At 44.0% G+C, this 21,674-nt stretch carries 15 protein-coding genes, 1 tRNA gene and 1 pseudogene; 13 read left to right on the top strand and 4 right to left on the bottom strand.

Annotated elements, in window-relative coordinates; translation table 11 throughout:
* Window positions 1-66: 66 nt before the first annotated feature.
* From G9Q97_RS19145 to bshB1, 6 genes are all read left to right on the top strand, one after another.
* Window positions 67-1,962 carry an LptF/LptG family permease gene (locus G9Q97_RS19145; RefSeq protein WP_166149804.1) on the top strand — a complete coding sequence of 632 codons (1,896 nt, stop codon included), beginning with the start codon at window positions 67-69 and terminating at the stop codon, window positions 1,960-1,962.
* A gap of 63 nt (window positions 1,963-2,025) precedes the next feature.
* The gene (rpsO, locus tag G9Q97_RS19140) at window positions 2,026-2,301 is read left to right on the top strand and encodes a 30S ribosomal protein S15 (protein WP_166149802.1); all 276 of its coding nucleotides are present in this window, start codon (window positions 2,026-2,028) and stop codon (window positions 2,299-2,301) included.
* Window positions 2,302-2,403: 102 nt separating this feature from the next.
* A complete protein-coding gene (gene pnp, locus G9Q97_RS19135; protein WP_166149800.1) occupies window positions 2,404-4,539 on the top strand; it encodes a polyribonucleotide nucleotidyltransferase in 2,136 nt (711 codons plus the stop codon).
* A 99-nt stretch (window positions 4,540-4,638) separates the two neighbouring features.
* Complete coding sequence (locus G9Q97_RS19130) at window positions 4,639-5,502, top strand: sigma-70 family RNA polymerase sigma factor (protein WP_014021150.1); 864 nt, start codon at window positions 4,639-4,641, stop codon at window positions 5,500-5,502.
* A 153-nt stretch (window positions 5,503-5,655) separates the two neighbouring features.
* Complete coding sequence (gene trxB, locus G9Q97_RS19125) at window positions 5,656-6,594, top strand: thioredoxin-disulfide reductase (RefSeq protein WP_166149798.1); 939 nt, start codon at window positions 5,656-5,658, stop codon at window positions 6,592-6,594.
* Window positions 6,595-6,763: 169 nt separating this feature from the next.
* Window positions 6,764-7,480: a bacillithiol biosynthesis deacetylase BshB1 gene (gene bshB1 / locus G9Q97_RS19120; protein ID WP_166149796.1), complete on the top strand. Its 717-nt coding sequence runs from the start codon at window positions 6,764-6,766 to the stop codon at window positions 7,478-7,480.
* Between the two features lie 625 nt (window positions 7,481-8,105).
* Here bshB1 and pdxH read toward each other — a convergent pair.
* On the bottom strand, window positions 8,106-8,741 hold the full coding sequence (gene pdxH, locus G9Q97_RS19115; protein WP_166149794.1) for a pyridoxamine 5'-phosphate oxidase: 636 nt from the start codon (window positions 8,739-8,741) through the stop codon (window positions 8,106-8,108).
* Window positions 8,742-8,837: 96 nt separating this feature from the next.
* Here pdxH and G9Q97_RS19110 point away from each other — a divergent pair, with 96 nt between their 5' ends.
* The 3 genes from G9Q97_RS19110 to G9Q97_RS19100 all read left to right on the top strand — a co-directional run bounded on the left by G9Q97_RS19110 (window position 8,838) and on the right by G9Q97_RS19100 (window position 11,573).
* Window positions 8,838-9,407: a YqgE/AlgH family protein gene (locus tag G9Q97_RS19110; RefSeq protein WP_166149792.1), complete on the top strand. Its 570-nt coding sequence runs from the start codon at window positions 8,838-8,840 to the stop codon at window positions 9,405-9,407.
* A gap of 58 nt (window positions 9,408-9,465) precedes the next feature.
* Window positions 9,466-11,355, top strand: a complete 1,890-nt coding sequence (locus G9Q97_RS19105; protein WP_166149790.1) for a DUF349 domain-containing protein — start codon at window positions 9,466-9,468, stop codon at window positions 11,353-11,355.
* 145 nt (window positions 11,356-11,500) lie between these two features.
* Window positions 11,501-11,573: transfer RNA gene (locus tag G9Q97_RS19100), tRNA-Thr, on the top strand.
* Between the two features lie 119 nt (window positions 11,574-11,692).
* Here the strand turns inward: G9Q97_RS19100 and G9Q97_RS19095 are convergent.
* Complete coding sequence (locus G9Q97_RS19095; protein WP_166149788.1) at window positions 11,693-12,391, bottom strand: TVP38/TMEM64 family protein; 699 nt, start codon at window positions 12,389-12,391, stop codon at window positions 11,693-11,695.
* Between the two features lie 739 nt (window positions 12,392-13,130).
* Here G9Q97_RS19095 and G9Q97_RS19090 point away from each other — a divergent pair.
* Together G9Q97_RS19090 and G9Q97_RS19085 are read left to right on the top strand one after the other, a co-directional pair.
* Complete coding sequence (locus G9Q97_RS19090) at window positions 13,131-14,399, top strand: glycosyl hydrolase family 28 protein (protein WP_166149786.1); 1,269 nt, start codon at window positions 13,131-13,133, stop codon at window positions 14,397-14,399.
* A gap of 176 nt (window positions 14,400-14,575) precedes the next feature.
* Complete coding sequence (locus G9Q97_RS19085; RefSeq protein WP_222852030.1) at window positions 14,576-15,886, top strand: amidohydrolase family protein; 1,311 nt, start codon at window positions 14,576-14,578, stop codon at window positions 15,884-15,886.
* 15 nt (window positions 15,887-15,901) lie between these two features.
* Here G9Q97_RS19085 and G9Q97_RS25415 read toward each other — a convergent pair.
* Window positions 15,902-15,964: pseudogene (locus G9Q97_RS25415) on the bottom strand (type II toxin-antitoxin system VapB family antitoxin); the annotation flags it as partial.
* 386 nt (window positions 15,965-16,350) lie between these two features.
* Here G9Q97_RS25415 and ggt point away from each other — a divergent pair.
* Both ggt and G9Q97_RS19075 read left to right on the top strand, forming a co-directional pair.
* Window positions 16,351-18,012: a gamma-glutamyltransferase gene (gene ggt, locus G9Q97_RS19080; RefSeq protein WP_166149783.1), complete on the top strand. Its 1,662-nt coding sequence runs from the start codon at window positions 16,351-16,353 to the stop codon at window positions 18,010-18,012.
* A gap of 633 nt (window positions 18,013-18,645) precedes the next feature.
* Entirely contained in the window at window positions 18,646-19,653 is a 1,008-nt protein-coding gene (locus tag G9Q97_RS19075; protein ID WP_166149781.1) for a hypothetical protein, read from the top strand.
* Window positions 19,654-20,175: 522 nt separating this feature from the next.
* On the opposite strand, the gene G9Q97_RS19070 is transcribed toward G9Q97_RS19075, so the two are convergent.
* Window positions 20,176-21,579: a tetratricopeptide repeat protein gene (locus G9Q97_RS19070; protein WP_166149779.1), complete on the bottom strand. Its 1,404-nt coding sequence runs from the start codon at window positions 21,577-21,579 to the stop codon at window positions 20,176-20,178.
* Between the last annotated feature and the right edge of the window lie 95 nt (window positions 21,580-21,674).

Here is a 21,674-nt window from a genome sequence, read left to right as displayed (position 1 = left end):
TTACCATTTTCAACATAATATGTTCAATTTTGTTTCGTCTTTTAATTGAGGGGATAAAGGCGTTTCATGAAAAAATTAGATAAATTAATACTGGGTTCTTTTCTGGGGCCCTTTTTACTTACCTTCATCGTAGTGGATTTCATCCTCCTGACGGTAAATATGCTCAAATATTTTGATGAAATATTTGGCAAAGATCTTCCGTTTATGGTTTACATGGAGCTGATCGGGTATTTTGTGATCAGTATTTCTCCCATGGCACTTCCCCTGGCCGTATTGCTTTCTTCCTTGATGACCTTCGGTAATCTGGGGGAGCATTTTGAATTGACAGCCATAAAAAGCAGTGGCATTTCACTGCTCAGGGCCATGCTTCCTATAGGTATTTTTGTTGTCTTTTTATCGGTCTTTGCCTATTTGTCTAATAACTATTTGGTTCCAAGAGTAAACTTAAAGACTTTTAGTTTGCTTTATGATATACGTATGAAATCACCTGCCCTTGATATCAAGGAGGGCGTGTTTTACAATGGTATTCCGAATTACAGCATCAAGGTAAACAGGAAACTCGATGAGGTAAGGCTGGAGGAGGTGCTCATCTATGACCATACCCAGGGACAGGGAAACCTCCATGTGATTACGGCAGATTCGGGTAGAATGGAGCCTTTTTTCAATGACAGGTACATGATGCTTACCCTTTTCAATGGAAACAGCTACCAGGAGCAAACAGGACAAAGAGGAGTCAGGGATAAGCCGGGGACTTTTAGCAGAACCAGATTTGATAAAAATGAAATGGTGTTCAGCCTGGATGCCTTTGATTTAAAAAGGACACCCGAAAACCTCTGGTCCAACAGTAAATCCATCAAAAATATAAGTGAGATCAGGGTAGACCTGGATTCCATGGACCGGGAGCTAAACCACTGGTATTTTTTTAATTATGCCAATACCGAAGCTTCTTACAATTATTTTGGCAGAACCAGAAAATTGACTCCTCCAAAAGAAATTGTGGATAAAAAAAATGAATCGGATTCGCTAAAGAATTTGAAGTACAAAGACGAATTCGAAAACCCCGAAAATGGAATCCCGGTTAGTGAAAATGTGGCGGCAAACAGAGATACAACAAACCGTACGGCTGGGTTGGACAGTGCTGGTCAAAATGATGCATTACCCCTGGAAAAGGATACTGCTTTACTGGCTAAAGCCGATAGTGTGTCCCTGCCTGAAAACAGGGCTTCAGTGGAATCTATCAGGGATACGCTCCCCAATAACCTGAGCGCTGTGGAGGAAGAGCGGATTGATCTGGCTGAAATGGAAAATAGAGACAGTATCAATGAACGCACTACCCGGCCGGATATGGGCAGGATAAATAGAAACGCTGCCATAAAAAAAGATGAGCCAGAGCCGGTCACCCTTTCTGCCGAGCAGCAGCAAATGCTTGACTCTATCAGGGATACACCCAGGTACAGGACTTCTCAGGCCACGGTGGGACTGACTGCTGCCAGGAATATCAAGAATAATTTCACCACCAACAAGTCCCGAATAGACGAAATACAACGCAATTACCGGGTCTTTAAAGTAGCCTGGTACCAGAAATACACCCAGTCCCTGGCATGTTTTGTCATGTTTATGATAGGGGCTCCATTGGGTGCGATTATCAAAAAGGGAGGATTGGGGATGCCGGTTTTATTGTCCATCATATTTTTTATCATGTATTACATGTTGACCATCACAGGTGAGAAGTGGGCAAAAGAAGGCATGTCAGACACCTTTTTTGGTACTTTTTTCTCCAATTTGGCATTGATTCCATTTGGTTTGTTTTTCTTAAGGCAAGCCCGGAAGGATGCCCGGCTTTTTGAGCCTGATTTTTATCAGGGAATTTGGGATAAAATCAGAAAAACCTTTGAAAGAAAGCAAGCACCACAAGATGCCCCTAAAAAGCCGGAGAAAAAGTTAAAAGAAGAAGTTTTATAAATTCGAATAAAACTGCTACCTTTGTCTTTGTTTTAAAAAAATTTACATCATATTTGACTAAGCATGTATTTAGCGAAAGAAAAGAAAGAAGAACTATTCAAGAATCATGGTCGGTTGAAGTCAGAACAAGATACAGGGTCTCCTGAATCACAAATTGCCTTATTCACTTACAGGATACAGCATCTGACGGAACATTTGAAGACCAATAAAAAAGACCACTCCTCGAGGAAAGGGTTGTTAAAATTGGTAGGTAAAAGAAGGCGACTGCTGAATTACCTGATTAAGATCGATATTGAGAGATACAGGGCTGTCATTTCAGACCTGGGTATTCGTAAATAACAACCATGTGGGGTTCCCTTTTTTAGGGAACCTTACTTTTTTGCTACCTTCTGTTATTAAACCTTACTTTTACAACTATACCTTATATAGAATCAAAAATTTATGTTACCAAATTCAATTTCAAAAACCATCACCCTTGAAGATGGTAGGGAAATCATTATTGAAACAGGAGCCTTAGCCAAACAGGCTGATGGGGCAGTCATGGTCAAAATGGGTAAATCCATGTTGCTGGCTACAGTAGTAACCAAAAAAGAAGCTGGAGAAGGGGTGGATTTTCTCCCCATGTCAGTGGACTATCAGGAAAAATTTGCGGCCTCCGGAAAAATACCGGGAGGATTTTTAAAACGGGAAGGCCGGTTATCAGATTATGAAATATTGATCAGCAGGATGGTAGACCGGGCCATCAGGCCTATTTTCCCGGACGATTACCATGCAGACACCAACATTACCATTACCTTAATGTCTTCCGACGAGGAGGTGTTGCCTGATTGCCTTGCAGGATTGGCGGCATCAGCTGCTTTGGCGGTATCCGATATTCCCTTTAATGGGCCCATTTCAGAAGTTCGTGTGGCCAAGATAGATGGTTCATTTGTTATAAACCCCAAGCCCGCAGATCTGGAACGGGCAACAATGGAGCTCATCGTTGCCGGATCGGAGGATTTCATCCTGATGGTAGAAGGAGAGGGTGACGAAATTTCTGAAGATGAGATGGTTGAAGCCCTTCAATTTGCTCACGAAGAATTAAAAAGGCACTGTCAGGTGCAGAAGGAACTGACCAAAATGGTCGGAAAAGAAGTGAAGAGAGCATACAGCCATGAAGTCAATGACGAGGCTTTGTTCGAGAAAATGAAAGCCGAATTGTATGACAAGCTTTATGATGTTGTCAGCAGGCAGATTGCCAATAAGCAGGAGCGTACAGATTTGATCAAGGCTATTAAAGAGGCTTTTGTAGAAAGTTTGGGCGAAGAGCATGAATATGATGAGGGTTTGATCGGCAGGTATTTTGGAAAGGTACACAAAGAAGCAGCCAGGAATTTCACCCTCAAGGAAAAGAAAAGGCTGGACGGAAGAAACCCGGACGAAATCCGACCTATTTGGTCTGTAGTAGATTACCTGCCCTCCGCACATGGTTCGGCTGTATTTACCAGAGGAGAAACCCAATCCATCACCACTTGTACTTTGGGTACAAAGCTGGACGAACAAATGGTGGATGGTGCCGTACATTCCGGCTATAATAAATTTTATTTGCATTACAATTTCCCCGGATTTTCCACAGGGGAAGTAAAAATCAATCGTGGTCCGGGAAGAAGGGAAGTAGGCCATGGCAACCTGGCCATGCGGGCTTTGAAAAAAGTATTGCCTCCTGATGCCGACAACCCTTATACCATACGGATAGTTTCTGATATCCTTGAATCCAACGGTTCCTCATCCATGGCTACGGTCTGTGCGGGTTCCCTGGCATTGATGGATGCAGGTATTCCTATTAAAGCCCCGGTAACGGGCATTGCGATGGGCATGATTTCTGATTCCAAATCAGGAGATTACACCATTCTTTCCGATATCCTTGGTGATGAAGATCATTTGGGAGACATGGATTTTAAAGTGACCGGTACAGCTAAGGGTATTACAGCCTGCCAGATGGACCTCAAAGTGGAAGGTTTGGATTATAATGTGTTGAAAGAAGCATTGTACCAGGCCAAAAAAGGTAGATTACATATTCTGGATGAAATCAATAAGACTTTGTCTGAACCAAGGGGAGAATTCAAACCTCATGCCCCAAGGTCCTACAACATGCAGATTCCTAAAGAATTGATCGGTGCGGTAATAGGTCCTGGAGGAAAAGTGATCCAGGAAATCCAAAAAGACACAGGAGCTACCATTATCATTGAAGAAGTAGACAATGTGGGTAAAATCAATGTCTTTTCCAATAACCAGGAGGCCATGGACAGTGCCGTGGCCAGGATCAAATCCATTGTAGCCCAACCTGAAATAGGTGAAGTATATACTGGAAAAGTGAAAAACATCATGCCTTTCGGAGCCTTTGTAGAATTTATGCCTGGCAAAGATGGCCTGTTGCATATCTCCGAGATCAAATGGGAGCGGCTTGAATCCATGGATGGAGTATTGGAATCTGGCGAGGAAATTGCTGTTAAACTTATAGATGTTGATAAAAAGACGGGCAAATTCAAGTTGTCCAGAAAAGCTTTGCTGCCAAAACCAGAAAAAAAAGATAAATAAGCTGAAAGTTTCCTGAAAATTTAGATCAATTTATAAAAATTGAACTTATTTTCAGGAAACTTCTGTTATAAATGCGTTAAAAATAATAGATACAATTGAATGAGGCAGCTTAAAATCAGTAAACAGATTACCAACAGGGAGAGTCAATCTCTGGACAAATACCTTCAAGAGATAGGTAAGGTAGATCTATTGACAGCAGACGAAGAAGTGGTTTTGGCCAAAAGAATCAGAGAGGGCGATCAGCTTGCCCTGGAAAAATTGACCAAGGCCAATTTGCGATTTGTTGTCTCCGTTGCCAAGCAATATCAAAACCAGGGTTTGTCTCTGGGCGACCTGATCAACGAAGGAAATCTGGGTTTGATCAAAGCTGCCCAGCGTTTTGATGAGACCCGGGGTTTTAAATTCATCTCTTATGCTGTTTGGTGGATTCGTCAATCGATTCTTCAGGCTTTGGCCGAGCAATCCAGGATTGTAAGGTTACCACTGAACAGGGTTGGTTCACTGAATAAAATCAGCAAAACCTTTTCCGAATTGGAGCAGAAATTCGAACGGGAGCCTTCTCCGGAGGAATTGGCAGAAGTATTGGAGGTTACCGCCGGAGAGGTGGTAGATACCATGAAGATTTCTGGCAGACATGTATCCATGGATGCGCCATTTGTACAAGGAGAAGAAAACAGTCTGCTGGATGTACTTGAGAATGACGGAGAAATTAAGCCAGATGATGGTTTAATGAACGATTCCTTGCGAAAGGAAGTGCAACGCGCCCTGTCAACACTTACCCAGAGAGAAGCGGATGTGATTACACTTTATTTTGGACTGAATGGTGAACATGCCATGACGCTGGAAGAAATAGGAGAGAAGTTTAACCTGACTCGTGAGCGGGTCAGACAGATCAAGGAAAAGGCGATCAGGAGATTGAGGCATACCAGCAGGAGTAAAACGTTGAAACCCTACCTGGGTTGATTCCTGCATTGTAGTAAAATATTAAAAAGGGCAGCAGGCCCTTTTTTTGTATAAATAAAATTTTTATAATGATTTTTAAACTTTTTTGTTTTTATATTTTGTTAGTATGGCATAACCAGTGAAATTTAATATAATTGATTAATACCTAATATAATGAGTCAGGAGACCGAAACTATAAAAGTCCTTATCGTAGGGTCAGGACCGGCAGGCTATACTGCTGCCATCTATGCTTCCAGAGCGGGATTATCACCTGTATTGTATACCGGCATTCAACCTGGGGGCCAACTTACCATTACCAATGATGTGGAAAATTATCCGGGATATCCGGATGGGGTGATGGGGCCCCAAATGATGGAGGATTTTAGAAAACAGGCAGAACGTTTTGGTACAGAGGTCAGGTATGGTGTGGTAAGCCAGGTGGATTTCAACAAGCGACCCTATAAAGTGGTGGTAGATGAAAGCAAAACCATTCTCGCGGAGACAGTGATCATTTCTACAGGAGCCTCGGCCAAATGGCTTGGAATAGAAAGTGAGACCAGACTCAATGGCAAGGGAGTTTCGGCTTGTGCGGTCTGTGACGGGTTTTTCTTCAGGGGAAAGGATGTGGCTATCGTCGGTGGTGGTGATACCGCCTGTGAGGAGGCCAGTTACCTGGCAAATATTTGCAAAAAGGTGTATATGCTGGTGAGAAGAGACGAACTCCGGGCTTCCCAGATCATGCAGAAAAGGGTGATGAACAACCCCAAAATAGAAATTCTCTGGAACCATGAGACGGAGGAAATATTGGGAGAGGAAGAGGTCAATGGCGTAAGGGTGAAAAACAACCAAACAGGCGTGGAAAAGGTGCTGGATGTGGAAGCCTTTTTTGTAGCCATAGGTCACCAACCAAATACTGGTATTTTTGCTGGCCTGGTAGATATGGATCAAAACGGATACATACTGACCAAACCGGGTAGTACCAAAACCAATATCCCGGGTGTTTATGCCTGTGGAGATGCTCAGGACCACGAGTACCGGCAGGCGGTTACTGCCGCGGGAACCGGCTGTATGGCAGCCCTGGATGCGGAAAGGTTTCTTTCCGCTCAGGAATAGCCCTACTTGTCTGACGGTTTTAAGCCGTCAGACAAGTAGGCAGGCTATCTCTCCACTTGGGGATTGAGATAAATCATGGCCGCAAATAAATAAAATTTAAACAGATTCCCCGTCCGACTGGTATCATCCGGGCGGGCATGTAGCCATTAAAGAACAAATATATAGACACATGAAATTGGATATATTGGCCATTGCTTCGCATCCGGATGATGCCGAACTATCCTGTAGCGGGACACTGGCATCACATGTGGAACAAGGGTATAAAGTAGGGGTGCTGGACTTGACTCAGGGAGAAATGGGTACCAGGGGCACTCCGGCGATTCGGCTGAAAGAATCGGATAAGGCAGCAAAAATATTGGGTTTGAGTGCCAGGGAAAATCTGGGATTTAAAGATGTTTTTTTTCAGGATGATAAGGACCATCAGATAGCTATTGCCAGGATTATCAGAAAATACCGCCCCGAGATTGTACTTGCCAATGCGGTGTCCGACCGCCATCCTGATCATGGTAAAGGAGGAAGTTTGGCATCCCATGCCTGTTTTATCAGCGGTCTTAGAAAATTGGAGACAGAATTGGATGGAGAAGCCCAGCAAGCCTGGCGGCCCAAAACCATTTACCATTACATCCAGAACAATTACATCGAGCCCGATTTGGTGGTGGATATTTCTTCCTATTGGAACGTAAAAAAGGAAAGCATCCTCGCTTTCCAGTCCCAGTTTTACGATCCCCAATCCAAAGAGCCGGAGAGTTTTATTTCCAGGCCAGATTTCCTGGATTTTATTGAAGCCAGAAGCCGGGAAATGGGCCATAAAATCAATGTAAAATACGGAGAAGGATTTACCGTAGAGCGTGTGCCCGGGCTAAGTAATCTATTTGATTTGTTGTAAAATGCTGACTTTAAAATAGTCACTTCTTATATGTCCTTCTATTCCTTATATGGTTCTTTTATTTAAACCACATAAGACACGTAAGGGCATATAAGGTAGCCCTGCAATTAGGAAAAACCGTGGAAATCTGATCCTTACTGTGGTGAGTCCATCATTTTTACCGGGGATTTCAGGGAAAGAATTAAAAAACCTTATATGTACTTCTATTCCTTATATGGTTATTTTATTTAAACCATATAAGACACGTAAGGGCATATAAGGTAGCACTGCAATTAGGAAAAACCCTGGAAATCTGATCCTTACTTTGGTGAGTCCATTATGTTTACCGGAGATTGAAGGGCAAGGATCAAAAAAAACCTTATATGTCCTTCTATTCCTTATATGGTTCTTTTATTTAAACCACATAAGACACGTAAGGGCATATAAGGTAGCACTGCAATTAAGAAAAACCCTGGAAATCTGATCCTTACTTTGGTGAGTCCATTATGTTTACCGGGGATTGAAGGGCAAGGATCAAAAAAAACCTTATATGTCCTTCTATTGCTTATATGGTTCTCTTTTTTTAAAGATTACAATTATTTTGCCCGGCGAAACAACCTTGATGCATTGCGGGAATTGTTTTATTTTAAGGGGCAAGTCGTTCCATTTTCCATCCCTTATTCACGGAGAGGACATACCTGACCCGGTCGTGCAGGCGGGCGGGCCTTCCCTGCCAAAACTCGATTTCATCAGCCATCAACCTGAACCCTCCCCAGGTTTCCGGCCTTTTTAAGGGTTCTCCCTGAAACTTTTCTACGGCATTGGCCAGATTTTTTTCTAAAAAATCCCTGTCAGGGATTACCTGGCTTTGAGGGCTTGCCCAGGCCCCGATCTGGCTTTCCTTTGGTCTGCTAAGAAAATAGGCATCAGATTCTTCTGCCGGTATTTTGGATACCTTTCCGGATACCCTTACTTGTCTTTCCAATTCAGGCCAGAAAAATGTAAGGGCAGCAAATGGGTTTTCGGAGAGCTGAAGGCCCTTTTGGCTGGAATAGTTGGTAAAGAAAACAAATCCCTCGTCCACACCTTTCAGCAGAACAATCCTGCCGGAAGGTTTCATGGCTTTGTTTACAGTGCTCAGGTGCATGGCAGTTGGCTCATTGACAGCTGCGGAAAGTGCATTGGATAGCCACAACTTGAATTGTTCTAATGGATTAGGATTCATCCCTTTTATATCTAAAGATTTGGAGGAATAATCCTTTCTTATGTCTGCTAATTCCATTTTTTCAAATTAAATCAGAAAATTAATTTAAGAATACAAATATATTGTATTTAAATTTTTTTCTTTTAAATTAATGCCTCATATAAATCATTGTTAATGCATTCACCATCTAACATATCTCCTCAATCCGGAAGCCTGCTTATTTCAAAGCCTTTCCTGCAGGATGAAAATTTTGTCCGTTCGGTGGTGCTATTGTGTGAAAACAACGAATTGGGCTCATTTGGTTTGGTGTTGAACAAACTTTCTATTTTTAAATTGGATGAATTATTGGAGGATTGTGAGTTGCTGGACAAAGAAGTATACGTGGGAGGTCCGGTAGAACAAAATACCCTTCACTTTATCTATCAGGGAGAGAAGCAGTTAGAGAACAGTATTTCTTTGGGAGAGACGCTTTGGTGGGGAGGGAGTTTTTCCGAATTACTTGAAAAAAACAAATTGGGACTGATCAATATGGCGGATTACCGGTTTTTTATCGGTTATTCCGGTTGGGAAAGTGGTCAGCTTAAGGAAGAACTAACTGAGAATACCTGGATAGTATGTGACAATGCACAGGTGAAAAATATATTCAAGTCCGAACCGGATGATTTGTGGCGGGTGATATTGAAAAATATGGGAGGCGATTTCCAGGTTTTGGCAAATTATCCCATTGACCCAAGACTTAATTAGCCCAAAATTGCTACTTTTGTTCAGTATGGTTTGATTTACGCAGGAATACTACACTATTATGGATAAGGATAAAGAAATGTCCGGAAAAGAGGACAAGGTTACTGAAGATCTGGTGGACAACCAGGAATCAGGAGTGGAAGCACATGTGGATGAAAAAGAGGAAAAACCCGAAAAGACTCCCGGGAATGAGGCAAATCACGATGCCGAAGACTCGGAAGAAGAGGATCATGAGGAAGAGGGGGTTGATTACAACAATTTTGATAAGGCACAGCTTCTCAAAGCCCTAAAGGATATTGTCAACCAACAAAATTTCATTAAGAGTGATGGGCTGGTTCAGGAAATCAAAAACCATTACGAGGAATATTACAACAAAGAAAAAGAACTGGCCCACAAGCAGTATGTTGCTGATGGAGGGGATGAAGAAGGATTCGAGTACCGGGGTGCTGATGAAGACCGGGAGTTTTTTGCTACCTACCAGCAGTTTAAAGACAAAAGACACGAACAGATCCGGGAATTAGAGCGGTCCAAAGAAAAAAATGCACAGGAAAAAAATGAGATTCTTGACCGCCTGAGGGGTCTGGTAGATGGTGAGGAAACCACCAACAGCATAAAGGATATCAAGGAAATCCAGGAAAAATGGAAGAAAATAGGACCTGTACCCCATAACCAAAACAAAAACCTTTGGGCATCCTATAACGCCCTGATGGACAGGTTTTATGACAACAGGAGTATTTATTTTGAGCTGAAAGAGCTGGATAGAAAGAAAAATCTGGAAAGCAAACTGGAGCTTTGTGAAAAGGCAGAGGCCCTTGCGGCGCAAGAGGAAATCAAGGAAGCCATCAAATCGCTGAATGAGCTTCATGAAGACTTTAAGCACATAGGGCCTGTTCCCAGAGAGGAACAAGAAGCTTTATGGCAGCGGTTTAAAGGCGCATCAGATGCCATTTATAACAAGAGAAAAGAGTATTACGACAGTCAGAAAGAGGTTTTTAAAGCCAATCTGGATGTAAAAGTAAAACTCATAGAAAAGCTGGATACTTTTAAAGCATTCAAGGCAGAAAAAATCAGGGATTGGAATAACAAAACCAAAGAAATCCTGGCCATTCAGAAAGAGTGGGAGGCCATCGGCCCTGTTCCCCGGGAATCAGGTAGAGAGATCAATAAAACATTCTGGGGGCTTTTCAAGCAGTTTTTCCAGCATAAAAATCAGTTTTTCAAGGAATTGGATGAGATCAGGCATAAGAACAAGGAGCAGGCAGAAAAACTGATTGCAGATGCTGAATCCCATTTGGAAAGTACGGATTGGAAGGAGACCTCCAATCACTTGATCCAGTTACAGAAAGATTGGAAGGAGTTGGGCCCTTTGCCTGAAAAGTTTAGGGACAACCTCTATGGAAAGTTCAAAAAGGCCTGCGATACCTTTTTCGACAACCGCAGAAATGCCAATAAGGAAACCAACAAGGCCTTTGAAGAAAATCTGGCAGCTAAGGAGGCTGTCTGCGAGCAGATCAGGGAGTCCGCCAAAGACAAGGACGCCATCAGCCCGGAACATTTGGAAACCCTCATCCAGCAATTCAATGAGATTGGTTTTGTGCCCAGAAAGAACATGAAGGAAATAGCTTCAAAATTCAACGAGGCGGTGAATGCCTATCTCAGCCATTTGGACCTGGAGGGAGAAAGCAAAGATGATTTTCTTTTCAGGTTAAACCTGAACAAACTGCAGGCAGACCCCAATAGCAACAGGGTCCTGAATAAAAAGGAACATGGCATAAGAAAACAGATTTCAGATCTGGAAAATAACATTACCTTATGGCGAAACAACCTGGAGTTTTTCGCATCTTCCAAGACAGCGGATAAATTGAAAGACCAATTTGAAGAAAAAATTGACAAAGCAGAGCAGGAAGTAGATAAGTTGAAGAAAAAGTTGTCTATTATCCGTGAATTTTAAATCCCTCATCATGAATAAAATAGGTAATTTTTTTAAAATTATCGGGTAATTTTTTGAAATACTAATGGTATAAAATTATATTTGCACTCGCATTCGGGCAAAGGCATTCCGTTCAGGAATTACCCGGATACATGAGCTAATAATAGCCTCCTTAGCTCAGCTGGTAGAGCAACTGACTTGTAATCAGTAGGTCGTTGGTTCGATCCCGACAGGAGGCTCTTAATTATCAGGCACTTATAAGAATTATCTTGTAAGTGCCTTTTTTTTCACCCTGCCAATAGGCCCAAAAAGGAGGTAGAAGGTGCTTTTCGAGGATCAATTGATTTTTTTGAGGACATTATTGTGCGGAAGAGCTTTTTTGCCGTTTTCTGTCCCACCAGACATAGCCGATAAAACCGAGCAAACTAATGGCACCAACCCATACCAAACCGCCCTTTAGACGTTCCGTATTTTCTCCCAGGAAGGCGGTCAATACAGTCAGGGGAAAAATTCCCAGCAGTGTAGCTCCTATAAATTTCCAGTAGCCCATACGCAGCATGCCCCCAATGATGCTGATGGCATCGTTGGAAAGAAAAGGTGACAGACGGGTCACGATAACGGCCCAGAAACCATAATCGGCCAAAAACCCGGAGATCTTTTTGTCGGTATCCTGCCCCAGAATTTTATCAATAACAGGTGTACCGAATTTTACACCAATCCCATAGCCTATGCTGGAAGCCGAAAATATGGCCACCAGAATGATACCGGATCCCAGCCAGGGGCCGTATGCCAGGATGGTCACCACCATCAGTAAAAAGGAGGGGATGACAAACATAAACATTTGCAATACCATGGCCAGCACAATAATGAATGGACCCCAAAAGCCAAATTGATTCACCCAATTGGATATTCTTTCTTCATCATTGCTACGCAGCACTTCCCAGGCTTCTGAAAAAAAATCCTGAACGGAACTGTTGAGAAAATACAAAGCTATCAGGCTTCCTATAAAGAGAACAGAAAGCACATATGGCCAGATGGCCGTCTTATTTTTGGACATGTTTGAAAAGTTAACGATAAAAACAGGTTCAAATCTAGCATAGATTGTACCGAAAATACGCATTATTAAAAAAAACAATAAAGATTTCTGCAGGGAAAGCTGCATTTTTGATTTCAAGGTGTTTTTCCGCGGTTAAGGAACCATTACCGATGACGGATTTAATACTGATTTTAATAAAGAATTACATATAAAAAAATTTGAAGAAAAGAAGAACTATATTTTAAATACGCAAAGTGCGCTGGCCCGACAAAAAAACCGAGCCTGTCCTGACGGTACTCAGTGGCCTGTCCTGAATTTTCTCAGGAGGTTTGTGGGGAGAAGAATTTTTTTGTTCCCGATGAAAAATCGGGACAAAAAGTACAATAGAAACATGCTAAAACACCGAAAATAACCTTCGGCCCACAAATATCCATTAAACAACGAGATGTTTATTTTCCCTTATAGCTGATTTTAAATCCTGAGAATAAGACCAAATATAAATTCCAAAAACCTATCGTCATCCCGATTTCTGCGGTTAAGAAAAATATTAGTTCTCGTAAGTGTCCTGGTTTCCCCGTCCTAAAGTTGCCGATTTTTTTATCCGCCAAAGATGGTTAATTTCGGTTGCTGTAGAAACAACCTCTTTACGGAAATCCGGTATTGGTTCGCATTATTTGCTGATCGATCGTATGGGCCAACTTAGTTTTAATCTGTCAAAAAGTAACTCCCCATGTTGACGCATAACCATTTTCGTTGGGTAATGAATTGCTTCCTGGCGTTTTTTCTTTTTGGGTTCCAAAGCCTTGCTCTTGGCAGTGAAGAATCCGGGATACCCCAAGCGGTAAACCCCAACGCTTTTGAAGGTACGGATACCGAACGCATCCTCCAGGCCATAGAAGCCGCAAAGGAAAGTGTCCAAGTGGTACGCATTCCTAAGGAAAATGCCAATGGGACAGCAGTATGGATGATTGATAGTGCCTTGTTGTTACCAAGCAATATGACACTTATTCTGGACAACTGTACCCTGCAACTTTCTGATACAAGCAGAGACAACCTGTTCCGCTCGGACAATGTTGGGCTCGGGGTCACTGACCCGAGCTGGAACGAAAACATACGAATTTACGGAATTGGAAATGCGGTACTCAAAGGGGCAACCAACCCACGGGCTACTGGCGACGGTGCCAGGACGCTTAGCCTGAATCCGCAAGTGGAGCAGGAAAAGGGGAACTGGCGGGTAAGTTACGGAAGCGATGCCGGAAAACCTGGTTTGAAACAGACGGGTGACTGGAGGAATATTATGGTATTGATAGGGTATGTCCGGGACTTCAGCCTTAAAAATGTTCGCTTTGAAAACGCGCATGGCTGGACCGTTAGTTTTGAGCGAACGGTGGGAATAGATATATCCGATGTGACCATTTTCAATCAGGAGTTTGTGACCGTGGATGGACAGCAATTGATGACAGCCAATAAGGACGGGATTAACCTGAGACAAGGATGTAAAAACGTTCGGATCGATAACATCTCAGGCCTGACGGGAGATGATTTTATAGCACTCTCAAATTTGGATACTGCTCCGGATAAACCCAAACAAAATGGAGATATTAATGGGAGTATGGTCACAGCCAGTCGCTGGTACGGACCGGAAGATGACATTGAGCAGGTGGTGATTACGAATATCTCCTGTCAAAACCGGTACCGGGCGATCGCGATAAGAGGCAGCGACAAGGCAGGAATCCATCATGTCTTCATTAGTGGGGTTATTTTTAGAGCCAGGGAGGATCGGTATGAAGCCCTGCTGATTGGAGGAAGGGGATATGGAGAAGAGTCATTGCCGGGTAAAATACATACCATACAGGCCATGAACATCATGGGGAATGGCCAGTCTCTGGTTAGGATACAGGCAAAAGTAGCTAACTGTCATTTTTTGAATGGCATGTACACGGGGCTAAACGAACGCGCTACTTTACATGAGATTGACTCAGCGGAAACCAGGAATGTGACCGAAAATGCCTGGTTAAAGGTCAGGTGAGTGGTAATTTTACTATTGTTTCGAAATCCTGAATTTCCAAAGGGTACTGATGAATAAATACTGGAACCGATCCTTCCAGCCAGATCCAAAGCCGCTTCCCCTTCTTGTATTATTCGAAAAGGATGGATACATTTAGAAGATTCAAAAGAAACAGTTACTGAATGAATGTGCAACCCATGAAAACCGTGAAATTATCGAACAATATTATTTTTTTGCTAGGTCTCGGGTTTTTATGCCTGACTAATCTGGCTTTTGCGCAAAATCCCTCGCTACTGGAAGTAAACCCACCTGAAGGGCCCTCAAATAATCAGGTCAGGGCAATTGTAAATGTTCGCCTGATAGATGGGCTGGGAGGGCCGCCTCAGGAGAATGCCGTCGTGCTGGTTAAAGGCAACCGCATATTGAAAGCAGGTACAGAGGACCAGGTAGCTGTTCCGGTAGGTGCTGAAATAACAGACGGTACCGGTATGAGCCTGCTTCCTGGCTTGATAGATTCGCATTTGCACAACGTCAATAACAACAAGGCCTTACATGCCATTCTAACCAATGGGGTCACGACTGTCCGGGATCCGGGACACCCCTTTCGGTTTTACCAATCCCTGCATTTTGCGCAGACAAAATTACCCAGGGTGTACCTTACAGGAGCCCATCTGGACGGCTATCCGGGGGTCTACCTGGATCAGGCAGCGCTGGTAAGGAGTACCGATCATATCCAAACCTTAATAAAAGACTATGTGATGCAAGGGGGCTCTGGCATCAAAATCTATTTCCGCCTTCCGTTGAAATATTATGAAACGGTGATGCGGACGGCCGATTTTTACCATATACCCGTAGTGGCCCATTTGGAGCTGGTAGATGCGGAAGATGCGATCCTGGCCGGGCTTCAGGGGATCGAACACATTACCTCCTTCGGAACCTCCCTGGCCGAGCCGGAGGATGCCAGGGAATTCAGGGAGGGCGTACAGGCTGACAACAATTACCGAAGGGATGGCCGGTACCTGCTTTGGTCAAAGATAGATTTGTCCGCAGACCGGGTGAAAGAGGTACTTGCCCTTGCCGTAAAAAATAATGTAGTACTATCACCTACCCTGACCACCTTTGAACGGCAAGCTGGCGACGAGGAGTATCAGGCAAAAGCTTTCAAGAACATGCTTGATTTTGTGGGTATGGCACATCAAGCCGGTGTTACCATTGTTACCGGTTCCCACAATTCCGGTAAATATGCCCAACGAGGGCTTGCTTACCAACGCGAGATGGAATTATTTGTGGAAGCCGGTATGAGCCCCCTCGAGGTTATTTCCAGCAGTACCCTTCATAACGCCCATTATTTCCGTACCCAGGACCGCCTGGGAAGTATTGAACCCGGCAAGCTGGCCGATCTGATCCTGGTAGAAGGCAATCCTGCTGTGGATATCAAAGCCATGTATGCCATCAAAAAAGTCATGCTCAACGGGGAATGGGTGGATAGAGATGAGGTGGTGGAATAGCAGATAATTCGTTTTAGCGCCAGTAAGCTGCATAGCTTCTTTAATCAGCTTTTCCGGTATTTCCAATGTAGTTCTCATAATTATTGATGTTTATATCCATAAAAATATATGCTAACATTAAGCATGAATTATGAAAATTAACGTTCAAAATCATAGTAAATAACAGTTAAAAATCAGATCGCAAACTTAGGTGGAAATTGATTCACAATTTGGTTCGAATGCCTATTGCGTTCGACCATGCTATCGGTAATGTGGATCATGGAATTCCCTGGCCCCTGAGCCTGTCGAATGGCAATCACCACATCACCTTATCATCAAATATTTTATCCGGTGTCCATTACCCGCCCATGTTTATTAAGAAGGAACCACTTTAACATCTTTTTCCATGATCGTTTGCGTTTTTTTTCCTAGCATAAACTCTTGTGTCGCCTACCTTTTACAAATACCACTAAATACCAGACAAAATGAAAGCACTCTTTTCAATACTGCTACTACTAACCTCAGTCCACCTGGCGCAAGCCCAGGACAGGCTTTCGGGCAAGTCTTTTGCTACACGCTCTGAAGTATTGGCCCGGAATGGAATGGCCGCCACCAATCATCCGCTGGCTACCCAAATCGCCATCGATATCCTAAAGCGTGGAGGAACTGCCGTGGATGCAGCCATTGCAGCCAATGCTTTTTTGGGATTTGCCGATCCCGGAAATAATGGAATCGGCGGCGATTTATTTGCCATTGTTTGGGACGAAAAAACCCAGGAACTGTATGGACTCAATGCCAGCGGAAAATCACCGGCCAGCCTAACGGCAGCCAAATTCAAAGCCGAGATCGAAGCGGGTAAAAGCCGCACTACAGGTCCGCTGTCTGTTACAACTCCCGGTGCTGTGGGTGGTTGGTTTGCGCTTCATGAGAAATTTGGAATCCTGGAATTCAATGATTTGCTGGAGCCCACCATCAATTATGCCAGGGAGGGTATTCCTGTTTCTTCCGAAGTATCGGATAATTTTTCCACCGTTAATTTGGGGCCTGGCAATCCATCTTTTAAAGCGACGTACTTTACCAGTGAAGGCAGGCTTCCGCGTATCGGGGAGATATTTAAAAATCCTGACCTGGCGAATACCCTGGAAATCATTGCCAACCAGGGAAGGGATGGATTTTACAGGGGAAAAGTCGCACAAACCATAGCCGATCATGTGCAAGCGGAGGGAGGCTACCTCAGCACAGCAGATCTGTCAAACAATGCGCCCGAATGGGTTGATCCGGTATCGATCAATTACCGCGGTTACGACATTTGGGAAATGCCACCCAATGGGCAGGGAATGGCAGCACTTCAGATGCTGAATATCCTCAAGGGCTTCGATCTGGCCAGTATGGGTTATGGCAGTACAGCCCATATCCATACCTTTTTAGAAGCCAAGAAGTTGGCCTATGCGGACATGAGCACCTACTATGGAGATCCCAATTTTGGCAAGATTCCCCTGGAGCGTTTATTATCGGAGGAATATGCAGCCGAACGCAGGAAATTGATTGATCCTGAAAGGGCAGGAGCGTTCGAGGAAGGGTTAACATCCGGTGACCACACGATCTACCTTACGGTAGCGGACGGGGATGGCAATATGGTCTCCCTGATCCAAAGCAATTCGGCGCTCTTTGGTTCCAGAGTCGTTCCGCCCGGTTTGGGTTTCGTGCTTCAAAACAGGGGTGCAGGATTTATTTTGGAAGAAGGGCATATCAATAATTATGCACCGGGTAAGCGACCTTTTCATACCATAATTCCGGCTTTCGTCACGAAGGACAACAAACCCTTTATGAGTTTCGGTCTGATGGGTGGCGATATGCAAACGCAGGGCCATGCGCAGATCATCATGAATATCATCGATTTTAAGATGAACCTGCAGGAAGCAGGAGATGCCCCCCGGATTTATCACCGGGACGAAAACCTCAGTAGCGGCGGCACCTATCTGGAGTCAGGTTTCGATTATGAAGTGATCCGTGACCTAATGGATAAAGGCCATACCCTTCGAATGGGAAAGGGAATATTCGGAGGGTACCAGGCCATCATGCTCAAAAATGGCGTGTATTACGGAGCCTCTGAATCCAGAAAGGATGGTCAGGCTGCGGGGTATTAGAGGTTTATCGATTACCGGGCTTTCAAAAGAAGGTAGCCTTCCGGGCAAGCCATAGCTTGGTGTTAAGGGTTAAAGAGGCTGGTACCGTAGTGGGTTAATAAGACCAGCTGTATGGTATTTAGGCTTGTATTGGGTGTTTAGGTAGTTGTTAAGGGTTAAAGTGTTCGGTGATGGGCTCGAAAAGTCAGGCCCTACAGCTCTGCATTATAGTCTTGTTTTAGGTAGGAAAGTAGTTGTTAAGGGTTAAAAGGTCAAACTCGAAAATTCGAATGGCAAATAACCCTTAACAAATTCCATGACATGATAAGGCCACCAACCTCTGTATCGGTAAAACTAAGAAAACAGCCTTTACAAACACAATTAAGCCCCTTTACCCATAACCTTAACCAATTTTAATCAAATCAGCAGACCGGGTCTGCGGTGCCTGAACAAATCCGAAGGCTGTGCATGCGAAGGCCTTCAATCTAATGCATTCTTCCTCAATTTCAATTAATCCCCACATCATCAAATCATCCCCAAACCCTGAACACAGCGCCCTCAATAGCAGGCAGAATTTTTCCCGTTAATGGCCGGATTTTACCTACCTTGTCAAAAAGTATGCCCGTGGAATTTGACCAGGATATAAAAAATTCAATGCGTTGGTTGAAATGGAAGATGAACAGCATTTTGGGTATAGCCATTCTGCTGGATGTATCGGCCGTCTCGTTTTACTTGCTCTCTGTGATCAAGCCGTCCGCCGCACAGCGCTTTTTTTCCGAAAGCACGCCGGAGTACGTCAATGGCGTATCGGTGGTTCTTGCTTCCCTATCCGGTGTCTTGTTTGTTTACGTGGCTTTTTTGGGGCAACGTTGGCAGATGCTTTTTCAGCAGCAGGAGATCCGGGATAACCGAAAGGAGATCCGGTTTTCTAGCCAGGAATTACGGGGCAGAATAGAAACACTGACCGAACAGGTGATCCAAATGGATGGGGATGTTATCTACCAGAATTTTTTCAGGATGCTGGATCAATGGTGCCTTTTCAGGGACGCTGTCCGATATTCCCCTGTTGCCAACAATACCGTCCGGCAGTCAGGCGCTTATTCCGGAAAAAAAATTGTAGCGACCAGGGAAAAAGCCTTTACTTATTTTATGAATGACCTTATCCATTGGGTGGATGACACGGAAAATGGGTGGAAGCGAACGATGGATGTTCTGAAAGAAAAGCAATTTTATACTGAAAACGGGTATGCATGGCAGCCAAGAAGGTCCGGATTGGGAGACATCGGGGATGTTGCCAACCTGCGTTTTCTTAAAAGCAGAGATGGTGAAAGCCAATTGACCAAAAATGAGATTACCTTCATAATCCGGGCAGTAAGTTCGGAGAAGGCCTTTGATACCTATTTGCAGTATAGCTACCACCTTTTTTCCTACATGATGGAAAAAAAACTCTCTCGCTACCTGCCGACCCTGGAAGCAGGCATGGGCAAGCACGAGCGCTCGTTCTTTTTTTACCAGCTTGTTGCGCAATTTGATGGGCAGGAACGTATAAAAATCAAAGAGTGGCTACAGCAACACCGGTTTCTTGCCGGAATACCGGAAGAGGATTTCCTTTCTCCAGAGCACAAAGTGCTACTCTACCCTCCTGACAGTATTGGGGCCTGAGCAAAATGCGTTTTATGCCATCCGCTATACCCTTTTCTTCTATGGAGCTATTTTTATTTTTTGATTCCATAGGGCAAAATTCTTCTTTTGGATAAGAGACCTGTTCCGTGGGTCGCTCTTCCTGTTAAAATCCATAGATAGCAAGCTCGACCATATGCCCACACGGATCAAAGCCTACCTGGTAAAGAATGAATTGCAGAGGTTTTGGGAGTAGCGGAATGCACTGGAGGATAGCTACAGTTGCTAATTTTCACCGAACTTCTTGTTTTTTTTTGGTAATTGCCACATATTGGTAGTTAATCACAATTTTAAGAAAGCTTTTAAAATCAGATAATTTTATCGGTATACTATAGATTGCGTTTGTGTCCTTATAGACAATTATTACCACATAAAATGAGTCCTGAGTAACAAAGCCTAATCCCGTAGGGATGACATGATTATAGCAAACTGGCTGTACGGTAATTGAAAATGGTCAATATATTCGTTTATGAGTTCCTTGCATCCCTTGTCTCATAGCCTGCATTATCCGGTAGGCAATCTATCATTCGGGCTAAGCGGTGACATCAGGGTCGCTGTCCAGCGTTTCATTGCCTCTACGGCCTTTTCTGGCATCTTCTGCTCACGGAATAAACTTGCCGCCTTTTGAAAATCCTGCATGGCACTGGTTTTATTCCCGATTTTCTGTAGCTTTTCCCCTCTGATCAGGTAGGCCGAGGGCAAATTGGGATTGATGTGGATATCCTGATCCAGATCAGCAATGGCCTCGCTGAATTGTCCCAAATTGAAACGGAGCAGACCCCTGAAATGGTAGGCACTGGGATGGTTTGAGTTTTTCTGAATGGCCTGCGAAAAATCTTGTAAGGCTCCGGGATAATCTCCTTTACCCTGGCGGGCACGACCGCGTCCTATGAGATCGCCCGGTGAAACAGCACTTGTTGCAATCACTTGTTCAAAATCCTGAATGGCCTGGTGGTAGTTGCCCAGGTGGAAGTGACTCCAGGCTCTAAGGCGGTAATCCTCTACGGTCGGACAGCCTGAAATCAAATAATCATTATCAGCTACAGCTTTTCCGTAGTCTCCCATTGAAAAATAGCAATACGCACGGGATCGGTACGCTTTGGTAGATTTGGGATTGAGACGAATTTCTTCTGTAAGGTCATTGATGGCTTCCTTGTAATGGCCAAGACGCTTGTGAACCAATGCGCGCATTCCGAATGCTGGTGCATACGTATTGTCAAGCTGGAGGGCAGTTCCAAAATTCTTTTCCGCCCCTTCCAGCTCTCCAAGATCATAGAAAGCAAGGCCACGCCAGAAGTAAGCCCGGGGCAGCTCAGGTTTGATGCTGATGAAAGCGTTAAAATCATCCAAAGCACCTGCTGTGTTCTTCATTTCCAAGCGGCATATTCCTCTTTCCAGCTTCGCCATGGCAAAGCTGGAATCCAATTGTATGGCTTTTGTATAATCTGCCATGGCATTTTCATACATTTCCTGCTCATGAAAGGCCAGCCCTCGTTGATAATAGATGGAGGCATTTTCCATTCCCAGCTGTATGGCCTCATTACAATCCCGGATAGCTCCGGAATAGTTTTGTTGTGCCATCTTTTTCCTGGCGCGATTGGCGTATTCCAGAGCGGTAGTGTAGGCATATGGCCTGGAATCAACTGTTTTCAGGTTTTGCAGGTACCTTACCGCAAAATCCGGCCCGGCTACTTTTGAAATCCCCCATGCGGTGTTTCCCTCCCTCATGGCTTTAATGCCCTCTTCCAGTTCCAGTTTTCTCTTTTCAGTTTCGTACTTCAGATCCTCCTGGTTATTTTCCCATTGCCTGTCCAATTCCAGGTTGAAATCCCGTGTGCGGTCCTGCTCCCGATAGTAGTCCTGCCTCCTGTCGTAGTCTCTCCAGTAATCGCGGTCATCATAACTCATATCAGACCTCCTCTTGTAGTTTTTAATGAAATAGAACCAATTGAATGCCAGAAAGTTATAAATTTAAAAAATTCGAAAATCAACTACAATTCAGC

The sequence above is a fragment of the Cyclobacterium plantarum genome (assembly GCF_011290685.1).
Lineage (GTDB): Bacteria > Bacteroidota > Bacteroidia > Cytophagales > Cyclobacteriaceae > Cyclobacterium > Cyclobacterium plantarum.
The sequence above is the reverse complement of the archived record's forward strand: the minus strand, read 5'-3'. Positions and strand labels throughout refer to the sequence as shown.